General features: G+C 75.2%; 19 protein-coding genes. 6 read left to right on the top strand and 13 right to left on the bottom strand.

Annotated elements, in window-relative coordinates; translation table 11 throughout:
• Nucleotides 1-35: 35 nt before the first annotated feature.
• Complete coding sequence (locus tag ACPCUX_RS14450) at nucleotides 36-1,334, bottom strand: MFS transporter (RefSeq protein WP_423389034.1); 1,299 nt, start codon at nucleotides 1,332-1,334, stop codon at nucleotides 36-38.
• Between the two features lie 108 nt (nucleotides 1,335-1,442).
• Here ACPCUX_RS14450 and ACPCUX_RS14445 point away from each other — a divergent pair, with 108 nt between their 5' ends.
• From ACPCUX_RS14445 to ACPCUX_RS14430, 4 genes are all read left to right on the top strand, one after another.
• Complete coding sequence (locus tag ACPCUX_RS14445; RefSeq protein ID WP_043651364.1) at nucleotides 1,443-1,979, top strand: NUDIX hydrolase; 537 nt, start codon at nucleotides 1,443-1,445, stop codon at nucleotides 1,977-1,979.
• A 91-nt stretch (nucleotides 1,980-2,070) separates the two neighbouring features.
• Nucleotides 2,071-4,086 carry an endonuclease/exonuclease/phosphatase family protein gene (locus ACPCUX_RS14440; RefSeq protein WP_423389033.1) on the top strand — a complete coding sequence of 672 codons (2,016 nt, stop codon included), beginning with the start codon at nucleotides 2,071-2,073 and terminating at the stop codon, nucleotides 4,084-4,086.
• An 81-nt stretch (nucleotides 4,087-4,167) separates the two neighbouring features.
• Nucleotides 4,168-4,641 carry a hypothetical protein gene (locus ACPCUX_RS14435; RefSeq protein WP_034653947.1) on the top strand — a complete coding sequence of 158 codons (474 nt, stop codon included), beginning with the start codon at nucleotides 4,168-4,170 and terminating at the stop codon, nucleotides 4,639-4,641.
• A gap of 1 nt (nucleotide 4,642) precedes the next feature.
• Nucleotides 4,643-5,224, top strand: a complete 582-nt coding sequence (locus tag ACPCUX_RS14430; RefSeq protein ID WP_051027479.1) for a shikimate kinase — start codon at nucleotides 4,643-4,645, stop codon at nucleotides 5,222-5,224.
• Nucleotides 5,225-5,257: 33 nt separating this feature from the next.
• Here the strand turns inward: ACPCUX_RS14430 and ACPCUX_RS14425 are convergent, their stop codons facing one another.
• Nucleotides 5,258-6,721, bottom strand: coding sequence for an NAD(P)H-quinone dehydrogenase (locus ACPCUX_RS14425; RefSeq protein WP_061267658.1), 1,464 nt, complete (start codon nucleotides 6,719-6,721; stop codon nucleotides 5,258-5,260).
• A gap of 121 nt (nucleotides 6,722-6,842) precedes the next feature.
• Here ACPCUX_RS14425 and ACPCUX_RS14420 point away from each other — a divergent pair, with 121 nt between their 5' ends.
• Both ACPCUX_RS14420 and ACPCUX_RS14415 read left to right on the top strand, forming a co-directional pair.
• On the top strand, nucleotides 6,843-7,694 hold the full coding sequence (locus ACPCUX_RS14420; RefSeq protein WP_043651298.1) for a purine-nucleoside phosphorylase: 852 nt from the start codon (nucleotides 6,843-6,845) through the stop codon (nucleotides 7,692-7,694).
• A 1-nt stretch (nucleotide 7,695) separates the two neighbouring features.
• Complete coding sequence (locus tag ACPCUX_RS14415; protein ID WP_423389032.1) at nucleotides 7,696-9,540, top strand: phospho-sugar mutase; 1,845 nt, start codon at nucleotides 7,696-7,698, stop codon at nucleotides 9,538-9,540.
• Nucleotides 9,541-9,642: 102 nt separating this feature from the next.
• On the opposite strand, the gene deoC is transcribed toward ACPCUX_RS14415, so the two are convergent.
• The 11 genes from deoC to ACPCUX_RS14360 all read right to left on the bottom strand — a co-directional run bounded on the left by deoC (nucleotide 9,643) and on the right by ACPCUX_RS14360 (nucleotide 19,603).
• On the bottom strand, nucleotides 9,643-10,368 hold the full coding sequence (gene deoC, locus ACPCUX_RS14410; protein WP_051027477.1) for a deoxyribose-phosphate aldolase: 726 nt from the start codon (nucleotides 10,366-10,368) through the stop codon (nucleotides 9,643-9,645).
• Nucleotides 10,365-11,495 carry an adenosine deaminase gene (locus ACPCUX_RS14405; RefSeq protein WP_423389031.1) on the bottom strand — a complete coding sequence of 377 codons (1,131 nt, stop codon included), beginning with the start codon at nucleotides 11,493-11,495 and terminating at the stop codon, nucleotides 10,365-10,367. The genes deoC and ACPCUX_RS14405 overlap by 4 nt, the downstream gene beginning before the upstream one ends.
• Before the next feature lie 63 nt (nucleotides 11,496-11,558).
• Nucleotides 11,559-11,798, bottom strand: coding sequence for a hypothetical protein (locus ACPCUX_RS14400; RefSeq protein ID WP_034653952.1), 240 nt, complete (start codon nucleotides 11,796-11,798; stop codon nucleotides 11,559-11,561).
• A gap of 28 nt (nucleotides 11,799-11,826) precedes the next feature.
• Nucleotides 11,827-12,786, bottom strand: a complete 960-nt coding sequence (locus ACPCUX_RS14395) for a hypothetical protein (protein WP_423389030.1) — start codon at nucleotides 12,784-12,786, stop codon at nucleotides 11,827-11,829.
• A complete protein-coding gene (locus ACPCUX_RS14390; protein ID WP_423389029.1) occupies nucleotides 12,783-13,133 on the bottom strand; it encodes a DUF202 domain-containing protein in 351 nt (116 codons plus the stop codon). Before ACPCUX_RS14390 ends, ACPCUX_RS14395 begins: the two co-directional genes overlap by 4 nt.
• Nucleotides 13,130-13,537: a YidH family protein gene (locus ACPCUX_RS14385; RefSeq protein WP_034651145.1), complete on the bottom strand. Its 408-nt coding sequence runs from the start codon at nucleotides 13,535-13,537 to the stop codon at nucleotides 13,130-13,132. The genes ACPCUX_RS14390 and ACPCUX_RS14385 overlap by 4 nt, the downstream gene beginning before the upstream one ends.
• A 2-nt stretch (nucleotides 13,538-13,539) precedes the next feature.
• Nucleotides 13,540-14,874: a thymidine phosphorylase gene (locus tag ACPCUX_RS14380; protein ID WP_085388819.1), complete on the bottom strand. Its 1,335-nt coding sequence runs from the start codon at nucleotides 14,872-14,874 to the stop codon at nucleotides 13,540-13,542.
• Between the two features lie 29 nt (nucleotides 14,875-14,903).
• Complete coding sequence (locus tag ACPCUX_RS14375; protein ID WP_021482587.1) at nucleotides 14,904-15,368, bottom strand: cytidine deaminase; 465 nt, start codon at nucleotides 15,366-15,368, stop codon at nucleotides 14,904-14,906.
• 7 nt (nucleotides 15,369-15,375) lie between these two features.
• Nucleotides 15,376-16,671 carry an ABC transporter permease gene (locus ACPCUX_RS14370; protein WP_034651148.1) on the bottom strand — a complete coding sequence of 432 codons (1,296 nt, stop codon included), beginning with the start codon at nucleotides 16,669-16,671 and terminating at the stop codon, nucleotides 15,376-15,378.
• Nucleotides 16,668-17,984, bottom strand: coding sequence for an ABC transporter permease (locus tag ACPCUX_RS14365; RefSeq protein ID WP_423389028.1), 1,317 nt, complete (start codon nucleotides 17,982-17,984; stop codon nucleotides 16,668-16,670). Before ACPCUX_RS14365 ends, ACPCUX_RS14370 begins: the two co-directional genes overlap by 4 nt.
• Nucleotides 17,981-19,603 carry an ABC transporter ATP-binding protein gene (locus tag ACPCUX_RS14360; RefSeq protein ID WP_051027470.1) on the bottom strand — a complete coding sequence of 541 codons (1,623 nt, stop codon included), beginning with the start codon at nucleotides 19,601-19,603 and terminating at the stop codon, nucleotides 17,981-17,983. Before ACPCUX_RS14360 ends, ACPCUX_RS14365 begins: the two co-directional genes overlap by 4 nt.
• Between the last annotated feature and the right edge of the window lie 180 nt (nucleotides 19,604-19,783).

Below are 19,783 nucleotides of genomic sequence, written 5' to 3'. Positions count from 1 at the left end.
CGACCGCGGGTGCCGAGCTCGCCGTCTGCCTGCCGTCAGCCGGGCTGGGCGGCGGCGCGCATCGCCCGCCGTCCCGAGGGCAGCGCGACGGCGACGGTCACGACGACGAACATGAGGACGCCGGAGACCACGAGCAGCGACTCGACGGAGAAGCGGTCCGCGAGCGGGCCGAACACGACCATGCCGAGCGGCATCGAGACGGCCATGACGATGCCGACGAACCCGAACACCCGGCCCTGGCGCTCCGGCTCGACGGTCTCCTGGAGCACGGTCATCGACGTCGTGGAGAAGGGCGGCACGGAGAGCCCGAGCAGGAACATGAAGGCGAAGAACACCCACATGTTCGTCGAGACGCCCATCGCGACCGACAGCAGGCCGAAGACGAACGTCGAGCCGACGATCATCGCGATCCGGTTCTTGAGGCCGCCCCACGTCGCGAGCAGCACGCCCCCGAGGAGCATCCCGACGGAGAACGCGACCTCGTTGACGGTGAGCTTCCAGACCTCCTCGCCGAAGGTGCGCGCGACCATGAGCGGCGTGAGGTACGACGGCGCGACGATGAGCAGGAACACGACGGCGTAGAGGCCCAGCACCCACCGGACGAACGGGTGCGACCCGAGGTAGCGGAACCCTTCGACGAGGTCGTCGAAGTACCCCGCACGCTCGCCCGCGGCGGCGCGCGCGAGGGTCGGGACGGGCACGAGCAGGAGGAGCCCGATCCCGACCACGGCGGTGACGACGTCGACGAAGAACACGGCGACCAGGGACAGGCTCGCGTACAGGGCGGCGGCGACCGCGGGCGCGAGGAGCATCATCGCGGATTGGATCGACTGGTTGATGCCGTTGACCCGCAGGAGCCTGCTCGTGGGCACGATCTGCGGGAGCAGCGCGGCGACGGCCGGGGTCTGGACGCCGGCGCCCGTCGAGCGGACTGCGAGCGCGGCGTAGATGAGCCAGAGGTCGTCGGCCCCGCCGAGCATGAGGAGCGCGAGCGCCAGCGTCGTCACGGCGATCGTGGCGTCGGCGGCGATGACGAGCACCTTGCGGTTCACCCGGTCCGCCCACACGCCGCCGAAGATCGAGACGACGGCCTGCGGCAGGAACCCGAACAGCGAGCTCAGCGCGAGCACCGAGCCGGACTTGGTCTCGATCGTCAGGTGCCACATGACGGCGTACTGGACGAGCATCGAGCCGAACAGGGACACCGTCTGCCCCGACAGGAACACCGCCGTGTCCCGGCGCCACCGGGGCCGGGCGAGCGCGTCGTCCTCGACGGGACGGTCGACAGCGTCCGCGGGCGCGGCGTCGGTGTTCTCGTACGGCGTATGGCTCACCCGGACATCGTGCCGGGCGCCACCCACACGGTCCACGGAATTCGCCGACGGCGCACCGCCGCGCGCGGCGGGGCACGGCACCGGGCTGGCAGCATGGGGCTCGTGACGATCCCGACCGCCCCCCGCGACCCCGACGAGCCGCCGACCCGGCTCCCCCGCCACCTCCAGCCCGGCGACGGCTGGGTCGAGTGCGCGTGCGGACGCCGGCACTGGGGGCTGTTCGGGGCGGCCGGGCTGCTGCTCGCCCGGCGCGACGGCGCCGGGCGGCCGACCGACGTCGTGCTCCAGCACCGGGCCCCGTGGTCCGACCAGGGCGGGACGTGGGGCGTGCCGGGGGGCGCCGTCGGGCCGGACGAGACCGCCGCGCAGGGAGCCCTGCGCGAGGCGGAGGAGGAGGCGGGGATCGACCCCGCGGCCGTGCGCGTCGTGGGCGAGCGCGTGCTCGACCACGGCCCGTGGCGGTACACGACGGTCCTCGCGGAGGTCGTGGACGGCACACCGGTCGAGCCGCGTGCGACCGACGCCGAGAGCATCGAGGTCCGGTGGGTCCCGGTCGACGACGTCGCGGGCCTCGACCTCCTCCCGGCCTTCGCGGACGCCTGGCCGGGGCTGCGTGCCCTGCTGGAGGGCCCGCCCGAGGATTGAGGGCCCGGGCGCCGTCCCGAGCACCGACCCCGCCCGCCCGGACACCGGCCGCCCTGTGCCGCGCGGGCCCGGGGCGGTAGCGTCACACCTCGTGAACCCCGCGCCGGCCCCCGTCGTCCCGCGCGACCGCGCCGACCTCGCCCTCCTGCTCCTCGTCGTCACCGTCACGGCGACGGTGGTCGAGCTCGTGCGGTCGAGCGGCCCGCTGCTCGACCACGCGTTCTCCGCGGGGGTCGTCACCGTGGCCCTGACGGCCCTCGCGACGTACGCGGCGCCGGGGCTGCTCGTCGCGATGATCGCCGCGCGGCTCGAGCTCACCGGCCGCGTCGTGCTGCTCGCCGTCTCCGCGCTCGTCGTGGCGCGGCTCGTGCTCCAGGGGCTCGGCACGGCGATCGCCTCGGGCGCGGACCTCGGGCTCGTCCGGTACGGCGTGGGCCTGGCGACCGTCGCGCTCGGGATCGGCGTGCTCGTCCTCGTGGCGGGGTTCGCGAGCGGCGTCCGCGCGGGCGCTGCCGACGGCCTCGCACGGGGCCGCCTCGTGGCCCTGGGCGTCGTGCTCGGCGCCCTCCTCGCCGCGGCGCTGAGCGCGGTCCTGGGCACGTGGGACGCCTACTGGCGGGCCGACGTCGGCGCGTGGGTCGTGACGGTCGTCGTCACGGGGGCGGCGCTCGCCTGCGCGTGGGTGCTGCGCGGGCGCGACGCCCTGCCGGGGTCGCGCGGGCTGTGGGTGCTCGGCCCGTTCGTCGCGCTCGCCGTGCAGGTGCTGGTCAACCCGGCGTTCGCGGCGGCGCAGACGGGGGTCGCGCTCCCGTTCGCGGTCGCCGGGCTCGCCGTCGCCGCGCTGCTCACGGCCTGGGCCGTCCCGCGCCCCGCGCGGTCCGGTCCCGGTGCGGTGTGGCTCCCGCCCGCGGTGCTCGTGGTGGGCGTCGCCGTCGTCCTGCTCGCCGTCCCCCGCCTCGACGGGCCGGGCGCGTGGGGCTGGGTGCTGCTCGCCCTGCTCGTGCTGCTGGTCCCGGTCGCGGGGCGCTCGCTCGCCCTCGCGCTGACCCGCCCGGCCCTGCCGCTCACGTGGCTCCGGCTCGCCGGCGCCGCGAGCGCCGCGGGTCTCGGCGTCGCCGTCCCGCTGCTGGGCTACCAGCTCGAGTACGACGTGCCGCTGCCGTTCCCCCACACCCTGCTGCCCGTCGCGGCCGCGCTCGCGGTGGCCGTCCCCGCCGTGGTCGAGGGAGGGCGTGCGCACCGCGCCGCGCCGACCCGGGACGACGAGCGGCCCGCCCGTCGGGAGCGCGGGCCGTTCGCGCTCGCCCTCGGGGGCGCGGTCGCGCTGCTCGCGCTCGTCGGCGTCACCCAGGTCCACGTGCCGACGACGACGTCCGCCGTCGCCGACTACCCGGTGGGCGACCTCCGGCTGCTGGACTGGAACCTGCACTACGGCGTGAGCGCCGACCCGTCGGTCCGGCTCGACGAGATGGCGGCGACGATCACGGAGTCAGGGGCCGACGTCGTGACGCTCCAGGAGGTGTCCCGCGGCTGGGTGCTCGGCGGCGGTGCCGACATGGCGACGTACCTCGCGCGCGCGACCGGCATGCGGGTCGTCTTCGCGCCCGCGGCCGACCGCCAGTTCGGCAACGCGATCCTCTGGGACCCGCTGCGGGGCGACCTCACCGACGTCGTGCGCCACGCCCTCCCCTACGGCGCCGGTCCCCAGGAGCGCTCGGCCGTCTCCGCGACGGTCGACGCCGCAGGCGTCCCGGTGCGCGTCACGTCGGTGCACGTGCAGCACCGCGAGGAGAACACCCCGACCCGGCTCGACCAGCTCGACGCGCTCCTCGCCGCGGAGCCGGTCGGGGACGCGTACGTCCTGGCGGGCGACCTCAACGCGGAGCCCGGCTGGGACGAGATCGCCCTCCTCGAGGACGCCGGTCTCGAGAGCGGGCAGGACGTCGCGGGCGACCCCGCGGCGCTCACGTCCCCCGCCGTGGCCCCGGCGCACCGCATCGACTGGGTTCTCGGCTCCCCCGCGGTGACGTTCCGGTCGGTCGAGGTCCTCGACGTCACGACGTCCGACCACCGCCCGCTGCTCGCCGAGCTCCGCGTGCAGGACTGAGACCCGTCCCGGCCACCTCGGCCCGGGATCCCGGCGCCCGCGGCCCGACCCGGGCGCGGGGCGGCGGGTTAGGGTCGACGGGTGCGCATCGAGCTGACCGTGACCGAGGCCGTCGAGATCGCCCGCGCGACGGGCGGCCTGCCGCCGTACGTGCGGTCGGTCGCGAGCGAGGGCGACGACGTGCGGGTCGTCGTCGACCTGCGCGAGGTGCCCGACCCGCCGTCGGCCCTCCGGCTCGCGGCCCGGCTCGTCCCGGTCGTCCGCGCGACACTGCGCGTGGAGTCCGTCGTCGCGGGCACCGCGGTGCTCGCGGTCGAGGCGAGCGCCGCCGGTCTGCCCGCCCACAAGCTTCTCGGCTTCGTCGAGGCGCCGCTGCAGGGCGCGCTGCGCTCGCACGGTCTGCCGCCCGAGGCCGTGCGCGTGCTGCCCGAGGCGCGCGTCGCGGTCGACGTGCAGGCGCTCCTGGGCGGCGTGCTCGAGCACACGTTCCCCGGCTTCCAGCTCACCGAGCTCGCGTGGTCGGACGGGAGCCTGCGTCTCGACGGACGGCTCTGACGTGCCGGACGCTCGTCCCCCGGCGCCCGTCCTCGTCCTGCTCGGTCCCGCGGCGACCGGCAAGTCGACGCTCGGCGCGCTCGTCGCGCAGCGGCTCCGGGTGCCGTTCGTCGACCTCGACACCGTGGCCGACCGCTACTACCCGGAGGTCGGCTGGAGCGTCGAGCGGCTCGTCGAGCGCGTCGGCGTCGTGGGCCGCGTGGCGGCCGAGCGCGAGTGGGAGCCGGCCCGCGCGCACGCGACGGAGCGCGCGGTCGCGGAGCACCCGGGCTCGGTGCTGGCGCTCGGCGCGGGGCACGCGTCGTACACCGACCCCGCGCAGCTCGCCCGCGTCCGCGCCGCGCTCGCGTCCGTCCCGCACGTCGTCCTCGTGCTGCCGAGCACCGACCGCGAGCACGCGCTCGGCGTGCTGCGTGCCCGTTCCCTCGCCGCCAAGGGCACCGACTGGCGACCCGCGGGGCACGACTTCCTCGCCGAGTGGTTCGACGACCCGGGGACGCGGAGCCTCGCGCACCGCACGCTCGTCACGGGTACCGAGGACCCCGCCGCGAGCGCCCGCCGGCTGGCCGCCGCGCTCGGCTGAGGCGCCGCGCCCGCCGGGACCGCCTGCGGGTGCTCAGTCCTCCCGGTGGTGCAGCATGCGCGCCACCTCGGCGATCGAGCCGCTGAGCGACGGGTAGACGGTGAAGGCCGACGCGACGTCGTCGACCGTGAGGCGGTGCGAGACCGCGAGCGTGATGGGGAACACGAGCTCGCTCGCGCGCGGCGCGACGACCACGCCGCCCAGCACGACCCCCGCCTCCGGGTGGGCGAACAGCTTGACGAAGCCGTCGCGCATGCCGAGCATCTTGGCGCGCGGGTTGCGCGCGAGCGGCAGGACGGTCGTGACGTACTTGCTGCTCTGCGCCTTGAGCTGCTCCTCGCTGTACCCCACGGTCGCGATCTCGGGCGCGGTGAAGATGTTCGCCGCGACGGTGCGCAGCTTGATCGGCACGACGGCGTCGCCGAGCGCGTGCGACATGGCGACGCGGCCCTGCATCGCCGCGACGGATGCGAGGGGCAGCACGCCGGTGCAGTCGCCCGCGGCGTAGATCCCCCGCACCGACGTGCGCGACACCTTGTCGACCTCGACGTGCCCGCTGGGCGTGAGCCGGACCCCGGCCTCCTCGAGGCCGATGCCGCTCGTCGAGGGGATCGCGCCGACGGCGATGAGCACGTGCGAGCCCTCGACGACGCGGCCGTCGGAGAGCGTGACGCGCACGCCGTCCTCGGTGCGCTCGGCGGACTCGGCGCGCGAGCGGGACATGACCGTCATGCCGCGCGAGCGGAACACGCCCTCGAGCAGCTCGGCGGCGTCGGCGTCCTCGCCGGGGAGCACGCGGTCGCGGCTCGACACGAGCACGACGTCCGAGCCCAGCGCGTTGTACGCGCCCGCGAACTCGGCGCCGGTGACGCCCGACCCCACGACGACGAGCCGCTCCGGGAGCTCGGAGAGGTTGTAGAGCTGCGTCCACGTGAGGATGCGCTCGCCGTCGGGCTGCGCGGTCGGGAGCACGCGCGGCGTCGCACCGAGCGCGAGCAGGATGACGTCCGCGTCGAGCACGAGCGGGCCGTCGGTGCCGTCGGGCGCGTCGACCACGACGCGCTCGGGGCCGTCGAGCCGGCCCTCGCCGATGACGACGCGCACACCCTCGCGCTCGAGCCGCGCGTGGATGTCGGCGGACTGCGCCGCCGCGAGCGCCATGACGCGCGTGTTGACGGCCTCGAGGTCGACGATGTGCCGCCGCATCGCGGGGTGCTGCGCCTTGGCCGTGTCGACGGGGAGGCGGATGCCGAGCTCGGCGGCGCGCTCGGCGATCGTCATCCAGTCGGCGGTGGCGATGAGCGTCTTCGAGGGGACGACGTCCGTCAGGACGGCCGCGCCGCCGAGCCCGTGGCGCTCGACGACGGTGACGTCGGCGCCGAGGCGACGGGCGACGAGGGCGGCCTCGTAGCCGCCGGGCCCACCCCCCACGACGACGATGCGGGTGCTGTCCGGGGCGGTCGAGGAGTCCATGCTCACGTGCGTCACGCCGGACATTCTGTCAGGCCGTCGCGTCCCTCGGTGTCAGCATGCGAGACGTCGCGGCAGGTCCGGCGCGCCGCACGGGACGGCGGTGCTCGTCAGGTCGCGGGCCCGGGGACGGACTAGCCTTGCGACCATGACGACGACGCCTCCGAGCACACCCCCGCTCGACGATCCCGCGACCGACCCCTTCCTCGTGGCCCGGGCCGCGGCCGACCACATCGCGCAGGCCACCGGGGTCGAGGGCCACGACATGGCCCTCGTGCTCGGGTCGGGCTGGGGCGGCGCCGCGGAGCTGCTCGGGGAGGTCGTCGCGGAGGTCCCGACGCACGAGATCCCCGGCTTCTCCGCACCCGCGGTCGCGGGGCACCTCTCGGTGACGCGGTCCATCCGCGTCGAGCGCGCCGACGGCTCGGTGCGGCACGCCCTCGTGCTCGGCTCGCGCACGCACCTGTACGAGGGCAAGGGGGTGCGCGCCGTCGTGCACGGCGTGCGCACGGCCGCCGCGACGGGCGCGGAGACGCTCATCCTCACGAACGGCTGCGGCGGGCTCAACCAGGAGTGGGGCGCGGGCACGCCCGTCCTCCTCTCCGACCACATCAACCTCACGGCCCGCAGCCCGCTGGAGGGGCCGACGTTCGTCGACCTGACCGACGTGTACTCGCCGCGCCTGCGCGAGCTCGCGCACCGCGTCGACCCGACGCTGCCCGAGGGCGTGTACGCCCAGTTCCCCGGGCCGCACTACGAGACGCCCGCCGAGGTGCGGATGGCCGGGGTCCTCGGCGCCGACCTCGTCGGCATGTCCACGACGCTCGAGGCCATCGCGGCCCGGCACTGCGGCCTGGAGGTGCTCGGCGTCTCGCTCGTGACGAACCTCGCCGCCGGGATCAGCCCGACGCCGCTCTCCCACGCCGAGGTCATCGAGGCCGGCCAGGCCGCGGGACCCCGGATCAGCGCCCTCCTGGCCGACATCGCGAAGCTGGTGTGACATGACGGACCGCACTGCGGGGCACCGGGCCGACCCGGCCGACGACCCGACCTTCGACCCGGGGACCGACCACGCGGCGTTCCTCGCGCGCGTCACGGCGTGGATCGACGACGACGTCGACGCGGGCGACCAGGACGAGCTGCGCCGTCTGCTCGAGCTCGTCGACTCCCCCGACCCGCGCAAGCACGACGTGCGCGTGCGCGCGCTCGCCGACCTGCAGGACCGGTTCTCCGGCCCGCTCGAGTTCGGCACGGCGGGCCTGCGCGGGCGCATGGAGGCGGGGCCGCACCGCATGAACCGCGCGGTCGTGATCCGCGCGGCCGCGGGCCTGGGCGCCTACCTGCTCGACACCCTGGGCCCGGCGGGCGCGGGCGGCGCGGCGCGACCGCGCGTCGTCGTCGGGTTCGACGCGCGGCACCGCTCCCGCACGTTCGCGGTGGACAGCGCGGCCGTGCTCACGGCGGCGGGCCTCGACGTGCTCGTCCTGCCGTCGGCCCTGCCGACGCCCGTCCTCGCCTTCGCGGTGCGCCACCTCGGCGCCGACGCGGGCGTCATGGTGACCGCGAGCCACAACCCGCCCGCCGACAACGGGTACAAGGTCTACCTGGGCGGCCGCGTCGTCACCGACTCCGGCCAGGGCGCCCAGATCGTCCCGCCGTACGACGCGCACATCGCCGCCGCGATCGCGGCCGTCGGGCCGGCGCGGTCCGTCCCGCGCGCGTCGTCCGGCTGGACCGTGCTGGACCGCGAGGTCGTCGTCGCCTACGAGCGGTCGGTCCTCGCGCTGTCCGACGGCGCACGGCGCGACCTCAAGGTCGTCACCACGGCGCTGCACGGTGTGGGCGGCGAGACGGTCGCGCACGTCCTGCGCGACGCGGGCTTCACGACGGTCGTGCCGGTCGAGGAGCAGCTCGACCCGAACCCCGACTTCCCGTCCGTCGCTTTCCCCAACCCCGAGGAGCCGGGCGCGATGGACCTCGCGCTCGCCGTCGCGCAGGACGCGGCGGCCGACGTCGTGCTCGCCAACGACCCCGACGCCGACCGGTGCGCCGTCGCGGTGCTCGACCCGCGCGTCGGGACCTACCAGGGCGCGGAGACGGCCCGGTCGAACGGCTGGCGCATGCTGCACGGCGACGAGGTCGGCGCGCTCCTGGGCGACGACGTCGCGCGCCGCGTCGCCGCGTCGGGCGCCCCGGGGGGCGTGCTCGCCTGCTCGATCGTGTCGTCGCGGCTGCTGGGCAAGATCGCGGCCGCGCACGGGCTCGGCTTCGCGACGACGCTCACCGGGTTCAAATGGATCTCGCGCGTCGACGGCCTCGTGTTCGGCTACGAGGAGGCGCTCGGCTACTGCGTCGACCCGGCCCACGTCCGGGACAAGGACGGCATCAGCGCGGCGCTGCTCGTCGCGCAGCTCGCGAACCGCCTCAAGGCCGAGGGACGCTCGATCGTCGACGCGCTCGACGACCTGGCGCGCGCCCACGGCCTGCACGTGAGCGACCAGCTCTCCGCCCGGTTCGAGGACCTCGACCGCATCGGCGAGACGATGGCCCACCTGCGGGCCGCTCCCCCGCGCACCCTCGCGGGGGCCGGCGTCTCCGACGTCACCGACCTCTCCGCGGGCCTGGACGGGCTCCCGCCGACGGACGGCGTGCGGATCCTCACCGCGGACGGCACGCGCGTCATCGTGCGCCCGAGCGGCACCGAGCCGAAGGTCAAGTGCTACCTGGAGGTCGTGGTCCCGGTCGCCCCGGACGCCTCGCACGACGACCTCACCGCGGCCCGCGCCTTCGCCCGCGACCGCATCGACCGCGTCAAGGCCGACATGACGCGCGCGCTCGGCCTCTGAGCCACCACGAGCCGGGGTCCCCGGTCGCCGGAACGTTCCGGTGACCGGGGACCCCGGCTCGTCACACCTGCGCGACGACGGTCACCGCCGCCGTCACGACGCTCAGTAGGCCGCGTCCCCGGCAGAGGGGGCGTCCGCGCCGCCGAACCCCGCGAGGACGGCGGCGGTACCGGACAGCCCGAGGCGCGTGGCGCCGTGCTCGATCATCGCGAGCGCGTCGGCGAGCGTGCGGACGCCGCCGGACGCCTTGACGCCCAGGCGACCGCCGACGGTCTCGGCCATGATCGAGACGGCGTGCGTCGACGCGCCTCCGGCCGGGTGGAACCCGGTCGAGGTCTTGACGAAGTCCGCGCCCGCCGCCTCGGACGCGCGGCACGCCTCGACGATCTCGTGGTCCGTGAGCGCGGCGGACTCGATGATGACCTTGAGGACCCTGTCCACAGGGACGGCGGCGCGGACGGCCGCGACGTCGTCGCGTACCGCGTCCCACGCGCCGGCCTTGGCCGCGCCGACGTCGATGACCATGTCGACCTCGTCGGCGCCGTCGCGGACGGACCGGGCGGCCTCGAACGCCTTGACGTCGCTGTGGTGCTTGCCCGACGGGAAGCCGCACACCGTCGCGACGAGCAGCCCGCGCTCGCGCGTGGTCGCCGGGTCCAGGGGCAGCATCGACGGGGAGACGCACACGGAGTAGACGCCCAGGCGGACGCCCTCCTCGACGAGCGCCGCGACGTCCGCGGGGGTGGCCTCGGGCTTGAGCAGCGTGTGGTCGACGAAGCGGGCCAGGCCCGCCGCGTCCAGGGGCTGCGTGCCGGTCGTGTCGCTCACAGCTGCGCTCCTTCGATCTGCTGGTAGCCGGGGAGGATCACGTCGTCGACGAGCGCACGACGCTCGTCGTGGTGCACGAACGCGCTCCACGCGGCGGTCATCGTGACGTCCGCGAGGTCGTCGATGGTCCAGCCCGCGTGCTCGACGAGGAGCGCCATCTCCTGGGTCATCGTCGTGCGCGACATGAGCCGGTTGTCGGTGTTGAGCGTGACCGCGAAGTCGAGCTCCTTGAGGCGCGTGATCGGGTGGTCGGCGATCGACGTCGCCGCCCCGGTCTGCACGTTCGACGACGGGCACAGCTCGAGCGGGATCTGGTGGTCGCGCACCCAGTGCGCGAGGAGGCCGAGCGCGGCCGTCCCGGGCTCGCCCTCGGCGCTGTGCGGGAACTCCGGGTCGAACGCGATGTCCTCGACGATGCGCACGCCGTGGCCGATGCGGCTCGCCTGGCCGAGGTGCACGGCCTCGGCGATCGACTGCGGGCCCGCCGCCTCGCCCGCGTGGATCGTCACGGGGAAGTTCTGCTCGGCCAGGTAGCGCCAGATCTCGACGTGGCGCGAGGGCGGGAAGCCGTCCTCCGCGCCCGCGATGTCGAACCCGACGACGCCGTTCCCGCGGTTCGCGACCGCGAGCTCCGCGATCTCGGACCAGCGGTCGGCGTGCCGCATCGCGGTGACGAGCTGCCCGACGCGGATGGTCCGCCCCTCCGCGGCCGCCTCGGCGACGCCCTGCTCGATGCCGGACTGCACGGCGTCGACCGTCTCCTGGAGGGTGAGGCCGCGCTGGAGGTGCTGCTCGGGCGCCCAGCGCTGCTCGGCGTACACGACGCCGTCGCGCGCGAGGTCGAGCACGGCCTCGCGCGCCACGCGGGCGAGGGCGTCGCGCGTCTGCATGACGGCGATCGTGTGGTCGAACGTCTCGAGGTAGCGCGCGAGCGACCCGGAGTCCGCGGACTCCGCGAACCAGGCGCCGAGCGCCTCGGCGTCGTCCGCGGGGAGCTGGTGCCCCACGTCGGCGGCGAGCTCGAGGATCGTGGCGGGGCGGAGCCCGCCGTCAAGATGGTCGTGCAGCACGACCTTGGGCAGCGCGCGGATGACGTCGACCGTCAGCGGGGCGTTCTCGGTGGTCATGCGCTCACGGTACCGGCCGGTACGCCCCGCCTCGCGCCGAGCGCACCGGCCGGGTGCGGACGGTCAGGCGTAGTCGTCGTCGCTGCCGGGCACGGCGGACGCCTGCTCGACGACGTCGGCCTCGGCGGCCTCGCCCTCCAGGTCGGGGCGCGGGGTGCGCGGCTGGTACTCGTCGACCTCGTGCACGGGGTCCTCGACCCCGGGGTCGTCGTCCTCGACCTCTTCCACCAGGCTGACGGCGTCCTCGCCGTGCTCGTCCAGACCGGCGTCCCGCCATGCGTCGTTCCCGGGCACGGTGCTCATCGCGACTCCTCCTCGACGATCGGCGTGCTCACCACGGTCGTGGCGGCTGCGCCCATCCTGCCGCCGGGCGCACGGCCTCGCCAGCGCGGCCGTCGGGCAGGAGCGCCCAGCACACGTGCGGCCAGCCCCCGAGCGCGCGGCGCACGGCGGGCACCCGGGCACCGTCGAGGAGCGCGCCCGCCGCGACGGTGCGGAGCGTGCCCGACGACGGCTCGTAGACCCGGCACCGTCCCGCCACGGCGTCGGCGTCGGTGAGGAGCACGACGTGGCGCGGGACGGCGGTCGCGAGCCCGAGCGCGAGGTCTCCCCCGGTGAAGAGCGGCACCGGCACGCCGCGCGCCGCCGCCGCGAGCGCGGCGCCCACGACGCGCTCCGCGCCCGGGCCCGCGACGACCCGGTCCACGAACCGCACGTCCGCGTGACGTGCGGTCCGGGCGGCGCCCCAGGGCGGCGTCCCGAGCGCCGTGGGCCACGGCAGCGGCCCGAGCGCGCGCCGGTTCGTGCGGCGCTTGAGCGCGTGCTGGAGCGCCCGGAACCGCGCGGCGCCACCCCGGGCACGGACGTCCACCGGGTCGTGCCGCGCGGCCTCCCCCGGGCGCAGCCCGGTGGCGAGCCACAGGGCGAGCACCGGGTCGCCCGCCGCGGCGAGGAGGCCCAGCACGGCCGAGCCGCACGTCGTCCCGTCCGTCTGGCGCGCGGGCGCGCCCGCGATCTCGAGCGGCCTGACAGCGGGTCCCTCGCCAGGTCCGTCGAGCCGGCGCAGCGGGTCGACGACGGCACGCCGGTCCGCGGGCCGCAGCCCGTCGAGGGTCGTCGCGAGCGCGCGCACGCGGTGCTCGGGGTGCCCCGCGCGGCGCGCGAGGTCGAGCACGTGGGAGGTCGCGGCGTCGGGCGCGTAGGCGCCGGACGGCGGGGACGGCGGCAGGGTGCGCGCCGGGAGGAGGCGCGCGAGGTCGGTCGCCCGCAGCGCCCCCGGCCCGCGCCTCACGCGGCACCGCCGAGGACCCGGCCGAACGCCCAGGCCGCGCCCACGAGGGCGAGCACGACGACGAGGCCGCCGACGCGCACGAGGAACGACCACGAGTGGAGCCGCCCGTCACGCGGGAGCCCGCCGGTCGGCGGGCGCAGCACCGCGGGGACGAGCGCGAGCACGGCCACCGCGACCGCCGCGCACACCGTGACCACGGAGCCGGAGCGCAGCCCGGCGGCGGCGAGCACGAGCGCACCGACCACGACCCCGAGCACCGTGCGCTGCCACGCGAGCGCCGTGCGCTCGGGCTGCAGCCCCTCGTCCTGCGGCGGCACGGCGCCGGGCTCCCCCGACGGCACGCTCACCCTCCGGTCGCCGCCCCGACGGCGTAGCCCGCGAGCAGCAGTGCCAGCACGACGACGCCGACGACGAGCACCGGCAGGCCGCTCGGCGCCGGGAGGCGCCACCGCAGCCGCAGGGCCCGCTCGTTACGGCGCCACGACACGAGCGCGTAGCCCGCGAACCCGGCGCCGGCGAGGCACGCGACGCCCGCGACGACGTCGAGCAGGCCCGCCATGCCCGCGAACGTCGCGAACGACGTCAGCGCGACGCCGCCCGCGACCAGGCCCAGCCCGGTGCGCACCCACGCGAGGGCCGTGCGCTCGTTGGCGAGGCTGAACCGCGCGTCGGGCTCGGTCCCCACGCCGTAGACCGACCGCGGCCGACGCGTGTCGGCCGGCTCGGGCGGGGCCTGCTCGTCGCCCGTCACGCTCAGTCGACGCGGTCCAGGACGACCGAGCCGCGCTCGACCACGGTGCCGGGCTCCGCGACGGACCACGCGCCGTCGAGGGCCTGCACCGCGCGCTCGAAGCGCTCCGGGGTGTCGGTGTGCAGGGTCATGAGGTGCTGGCCCTTGCGGACGGTGTCGCCGGGCTTGGCGAAGAGCTCGACGCCCGCGCCCGCCTGCACCGGGTCCTCCTTGCGGGCCCGGCCCGCCCCGAGGCGCCACGCGGCGACCCCGACGGCGTACGCGTCGAGCCGTTCGAGCACCCCGTCGCGGTCGGCCACGACGTGCTCGCGCTCGCGCGCGACGGGCAGCGGGGCGCGCGAGTCGCCGCCCTGCTCCGCGATCATCTCGCGCCACTTGTCGAGCGCGCGCCCGCCCAGGAGCGCGTGGCGCACGTCGTCCTCGTCCTGCGGGCGGCCCGCCCCGGCGAGCATCTCGAGCGCGAGCGCGACCGTGAGGTCGACGACGTCCTGCGGCCCCTCGCCCTTCATCACCTCGACGGACTCGCGCACCTCGAGCGCGTTGCCCGCGGTGAGGCCGAGCGGGGTCGACATGTCGGTGAGCAGCGCGACCGTGCGCACGCCGGCGTCGGTCCCGAGGTCGACCATCGTGCGCGCGAGCTCGCGCGCCGAGCCGAGCTCCTTCATGAACGCGCCCGAGCCGACCTTGACGTCGAGCACGAGCGCGCCCGTGCCCTCCGCGATCTTCTTGCTCATGATCGAGCTCGCGATGAGCGGGATCGACTCGACCGTCCCCGTGACGTCGCGCAGCGCGTACAGGAGGCGGTCGGCGGGCGCGAGGCCCGAGCCCGCCTGGCAGATCACGGCGCCGACGTGCTCGAGCGCGTTCATCATCTGCGCGTTGGTCAGCGCCGCGCGCCACCCCGGGATCGCCTCGAGCTTGTCGAGCGTGCCGCCCGTGTGGCCCAGGCCGCGGCCGGAGAGCTGCGGCACCGCGACGCCGTACACCGCGACGAGCGGCGCGAGGGGCAGCGTGATCTTGTCGCCGACTCCCCCGGTCGAGTGCTTGTCCGCCGTCGGGCGCGAGAGCCCCGAGAAGTCCATGCGCTCGCCCGACGCGATCATCGCCTGCGTCCAGCGGCCGATCTCGGCGCGGTCCATGCCGTTGAGGTAGATCGCCATCGCGAGGGCGGCCATCTGCTCCTCGGCCACGACGCCGCGCGTGTACGCGTCGATCACCCAGTCGATCTGCTCGGGCGCGAGCCGCGCCCCGTCGCGCTTGGTCCGGATGACGTCGACCGCGTCGAACGCCTCCGGGGCCGGCCCCTCGGTGGCGCGGTCCTCGCCGTCGTCCTCGATGCCGTCCTGCGTGGCCACGTCGTCGCTGGTCACGAGCGCTCCTCCAGATCCTCGGGCCCGAAGGCGTCGGGCAGCACGTCCCTCATCGTCTTGATACCACGCACCGTCTCGACCAGCAGGTCGGGCCCTCCGTGCTCCCACAGGAGCTGGCGGCACCGGCCGCACGGCATGAGCGGCGCGCCGTGGCGGTCGACGCACGCGAACGCCACGAGGCGGCCGCCGCCCGAGCCGACGAGCGAGCTCACGAGCGAGCACTCCGCGCACAGCGTCACGCCGTAGGCGGCGTTCTCCACGTTGCAGCCGACGACGACGCGGCCGTCGTCCACGAGCGCGGCCGCACCCACGGGGAAGCCCGAGTACGGCGCGTAGGCGCGGGTCATGATGTCGCGCGCCGCGGTGCGCAGCGCGTCCCAGTCGACGGCCGGCCCGGCGGCGGACCCGTCCGGGTCCGTCCCCCCGCCCGGCCGGGTACCGCCGTCGTGCACGTCCGTCATGCCGTCCTCACTTGACGTAGGGGATGCCCTCGGCGGCCGGCGGGCGCACGCGCCCGACGAGGCCGGCGACGGCGAAGATCGTCACGACGTACGGCGTCATGAGCATGATCTGGCTCGGGATCGGCGTCCCGACGATGCCGAGCACCGTCTGGAGGTTGTCCGAGAACCCGAACAGGAGCGCCGCGACGAGCGCGCCGACCGGGTTCCAGCGCCCGAGGATCATCGCGGCGAGCGCGATGAAGCCCTTGCCGCCCGTCATCTCCTTGCCGAAGGCGAGCCCCGCGGCGACGGTGAAGAACGCGCCGCCGAGGCCGGCGACCGCGCCGCCGAGGATCGTGTTGCGCACGCGCGTCGCGTTGACCTTGATGCCGACGGTGTCGGCGGCCTTCGGGTGCTCGCCGACCGCGCGCAGGCGCAGGCCCCAGCGGCTGCGGAACAGGAAGACCTGCAGCAGGATCACGACCACGTACATGAGGTACACGAGGAGGGTCTGGCGGAACAGCACCGGCCCGACGACCGGGATCTGCGACAGCACCGGGATCTCGATGACGGGCAGCGGGTTGCGCGAGTTCCACGTCGCCGGGTCCGCGCTGAGGACCGTCGAGTAGAGGTAGCTCGTCACGCCGACGACCAGCACGTTGAGCACGACGCCGACGATGATCTGGTTCACCCAGTACTTCACGGAGAAGATCACGAGCAGCACGCCCACGAGCGCGCCCGCGATCGGCGCGGCGATGAGGCCGGCGTACGCCGACGACGTGAGCGAGGCGACGACCGCGGCGAGGAAGGCCCCCGCGAGGAGCTGGCCCTCGATCGCGATGTTGATGATGCCGACGCGCTCGCACAGCACGCCGGAGAGCGCGCCGAACACGAGCGGGACCGCGAGGAAGAGCGAGCCCTGGAGCAGGCCCGTCAGCGGGATCGCCGACTTCCCGGCCCCGGCCCAGGAGAGGAACGCGAAGACGACCGCGACGCCGTACACGATCGGCAGCCACACGCCGACCTTGCGCCGGTCGCGCGCGGCCCAGAACGACAGGCCCGCGAGCAGCAGCGCGAGGATCGACAGGAACAGCGCCGCCCCGGTGGAGCTCACCGTGATCGGCTCGATCTGGAAGAAGTCCTTCGCCGTCGAGAGGCGGAACGTCGTCTGCTGGCCGCCCGCGGGGAGCAGCGCGAAGAAGACGAGGGCCAGCAGCCCGATGACCCCGTACGCGACCGGGGCCTTCCAGCTGATGGGCGGCAGCGGCTTGGCCGCGCGCTCCGGCGCGGCGGCCGGTGCCGGGGTGGTGGTCGCGGTGCTCATGCTCCGGCCTCCTGGGTGGTCGTCGTGGTCGGGACGGCCTTCGCGCGGCGGCGGGCTGCCTGCCGTTCGGCGCGCGTCGGGCCGCCCGGGGTCGGGAGGCGGAAGATCGCCCGCACGAGCGGCGGCGCGGCGATGAAGAGCACGATCAGCGACTGCACGACGAGGACGATGTCGATCGGCGTGCCCGTGCGGGCCTGCATGACGAACCCGCCCGCGCGCAGCGCGCCGAACAGCAGGCCGGCGAGCACCGTCCCGAGCGGACGGGACCGCCCGAGCAGCGCCACCGTGATCGCGTCGAACCCGAAGCTCGCCGCGACGCCCGCGGTGAGCACGTGCTCCGTGCCGAGCACCTGCGCGCTGCCCGCGAGACCCGCGAGCGCGCCCGCGATGGCCATGACCCACACCGTCGTCCACGGGACCGACATGCCCGCGGTCCGGGCCGCGTGCGGGTTCTCGCCGACGGCGCGGAAGCGGAAGCCGAGCGTCGAGCGCTCCATGAGCCACCACACGCCGACCGCGACGAGCAGCGCGAGGACGAACCCCGCGTGGAGGCGGAAGCCCTCGCCCAGCAGCAGCGGGAACTGCGCGTTCCCCGGGATGCGCGGGCTGATCGGGTTGGAGCTGCCCGGCGCCTGGAACGGCTTCGTCGTGAGCAGGTACGCGACGAGGTAGATCGCGATGTTGTTGAGCATGATCGTGACGATCACCTCGTGGGCGCCCGTGCGGGCCTTGAGCACGCCCGCGATGCTCGCCCACAGCGCCCCGCCGAGCGCGGCGCCCAGCACGGCGAGCAGGAGGTGCAGCCCCGGCGGGAGCGCGAACGTCCAGCCGACGAACCCGGCGAAGATGCCGCCGACGATGATCTGGCCCTGCGCACCGATGTTGAACAGGCCCGCGCGGAAGCCGATGCCGAGCCCGAGGCCCGCGAGGATGAGCGGCGTCGCGACCGTCATCGTCTCGGTGAGGGGGCGCAGCGCCCGCGAGACGTCGGGCGCGTCGACGTTAAGGACCGCGCCCTGGAAGAGCGCGGCGTACGCGCCGAACACCGCGTCCCAGACGGCCTGGAAGAAGTCCGACGGGCGCGCGAAGAAGTAGGACGCCGCCTCCTGGACCGCGGGGTCGGCGGCCGCGATGAGGACGCCGCCCAGGACCAGCGCGGCGACGATCGCGAGGAGCGAGACGAGCCAGCTGCTCTCGAGCATCTCGCGCAGGACGCCCTGCCCGGCCGGCGCCTCCGGCTTCTGGGGGTCGCTCGGCGGTGCGGCCGTCGGCGGGAGCGCCGACGCGTCGTCGGGCGTGGCCTGCTGGGTCACTGGATCTCCTCCTCGCGGGCGGCGGCCGCGTCCTGCGCGGCGCCCGACGGCGCGTCCTCGGCGACGGCGTCCGCCTCGCCGAGGGTCGTGTGGTGCTCGGCGGCCTGCACGACGGCCTCCTCGAGCGGGACCCCGGCCATCATGAGGCCGAGGACGTCGCGGTCGGTGTCGCCGGGCACGACCCCGACGACGCGGCCGCGGTACATCACGGCGATCCGGTCGGCCAGCGCGAGCACCTCGTCGAGCTCGGTCGAGACGATGATCACGGGCGTGCCGTTGTCGCGCTCCTGCACGATGCGCCGGTGCACGAACTCGATCGAGCCGACGTCGAGGCCGCGCGTCGGCTGCGACGCGATGAACAGGCGCAGCGGGCGCGACATCTCGCGCGCGAGGACGACCTTCTGCTGGTTGCCGCCGGAGAGCGTGCCCGCCGGGGTCTCGACCGACTGGGTGCGCACGTCGAACTCGCCGATGCGCTGCTCCGCGTTCGCGCGGATCGTGCCGCGCGCGAGCGCGCCGCCGCGCGAGTAGGGCGCGGACGTCACGAGGTCGAGCACGAGGTTCTCCTCGACGGAGAACGTCCCAATGATCCCGTCGGTGCTGCGGTCCTCGGGCACGTAGCCCACGCCCGCCTCGAGCACCTGGGACACGCTGCGCCCCACGAGCTCCTTGCCGTCGAGCAGGATCGAGCCCGCGACCGGCTTGCGCAGCCCGACGATCGTCTCCGTGAGCTCGGTCTGGCCGTTGCCCTGGACCCCGGCGACGACGAGGATCTCGCCGCGCGCGACCTCCAGGCTCACGCGGTCGACGACGGCCGTGCCGGCGTCGTCCATGACCGTCAGCTCGTCGACGTGGAACGTGGTGTCCCCGTTCTCCGCAGGCGCCTTGTCGACCCCGAGGGAGACGGAGCGCCCGACCATGAGGGACGCGAGCTCGGTCTCGCTCGCGCTCGGGTCGGCGGTGCCGACGACCTTGCCGCGGCGGATGACCGTGATGCGGTCGGCGACGGCGCGCACCTCGCGCAGCTTGTGCGTGATGAAGACGATCGACGTCCCCGCCGCCTTGAGCTCGCGCATGATCGCGATGAGCTCGTCCGTCTCCTGCGGCGTGAGGACGGCGGTCGGCTCGTCGAGGATGAGCACGCGCGCGTCGCGCGACAGGGCCTTGATGATCTCGACGCGCTGCTGCACGCCGACGGGGATGTCCTCGACCATCGCGTCCGGGTTCACCTCGAACCCGAACCGGTCCGAGATCTCCTGGACGAGGCGGCGCGCGCGCCGCGCGTCGATGAGACCCGCGCCCTTCACGGGCTCGTGCCCCAGCGCGACGTTCTCGGCGACCGTGAACACCGGGACCAGCATGAAGTGCTGGTGCACCATGCCGATGCCGGCGGCCATCGCGTCGCCCGGGCCCGCGAACTGCACGGGCACGTCGTCGACGAGGATCTGCCCGTCGTCCGGGTCGTACAGCCCGTACAGCACGTTCATGAGCGTGCTCTTGCCCGCCCCGTTCTCCCCGAGCAGGGCATGGATCTCGCCGGGCTCGATGACCAGGTCGATGTGGTCGTTGGCGACCAGGGACCCGAAGACCTTCGTGATCCCTCGCAGCTCCAGCTTCACCGGTCTGCCTCTCCTCGTGCTTCGCAGTCGTACCGCGGTGTCGACCTCGATCCCGTCGAGGTACTCCATCGAACCGCACCCGCGGGAGCGCGGCGCGTCGTCGCGGCCCCGACGACACCGTCGTCGTCATGACGGTGGCCCGGGCGCTGGGCCCGGGCCACCGGTGCCGGTCGCCCGTGG

This window comes from Cellulosimicrobium sp. AB352, assembly GCF_049538415.1.
GTDB classification, from domain to species: domain Bacteria; phylum Actinomycetota; class Actinomycetes; order Actinomycetales; family Cellulomonadaceae; genus Cellulosimicrobium; species Cellulosimicrobium funkei.
This window is presented reverse-complemented; position numbering and strand designations above follow the sequence as displayed.

What these genes read in the sequence shown, in the direction of transcription:
- ACPCUX_RS14370 (WP_034651148.1), bottom strand. Translation starts at nt 16,671, where the DNA reads ATGAGCACCGCGACCACCACCCCGGCACCGGCCGCCGCGCCGGAGCGC.
- ACPCUX_RS14415 (WP_423389032.1), top strand. Translation starts at nt 7,696, where the DNA reads ATGACGGACCGCACTGCGGGGCACCGGGCCGACCCGGCCGACGACCCG.
- ACPCUX_RS14405 (WP_423389031.1), bottom strand. Translation starts at nt 11,495, where the DNA reads ATGACCACCGAGAACGCCCCGCTGACGGTCGACGTCATCCGCGCGCTG.
- ACPCUX_RS14425 (WP_061267658.1), bottom strand. Translation starts at nt 6,721, where the DNA reads ATGTCCGGCGTGACGCACGTGAGCATGGACTCCTCGACCGCCCCGGAC.
- ACPCUX_RS14375 (WP_021482587.1), bottom strand. Translation starts at nt 15,368, where the DNA reads ATGACGGACGTGCACGACGGCGGTACCCGGCCGGGCGGGGGGACGGAC.
- ACPCUX_RS14420 (WP_043651298.1), top strand. Translation starts at nt 6,843, where the DNA reads ATGACGACGACGCCTCCGAGCACACCCCCGCTCGACGATCCCGCGACC.
- ACPCUX_RS14400 (WP_034653952.1), bottom strand. Translation starts at nt 11,798, where the DNA reads ATGAGCACCGTGCCCGGGAACGACGCATGGCGGGACGCCGGTCTGGAC.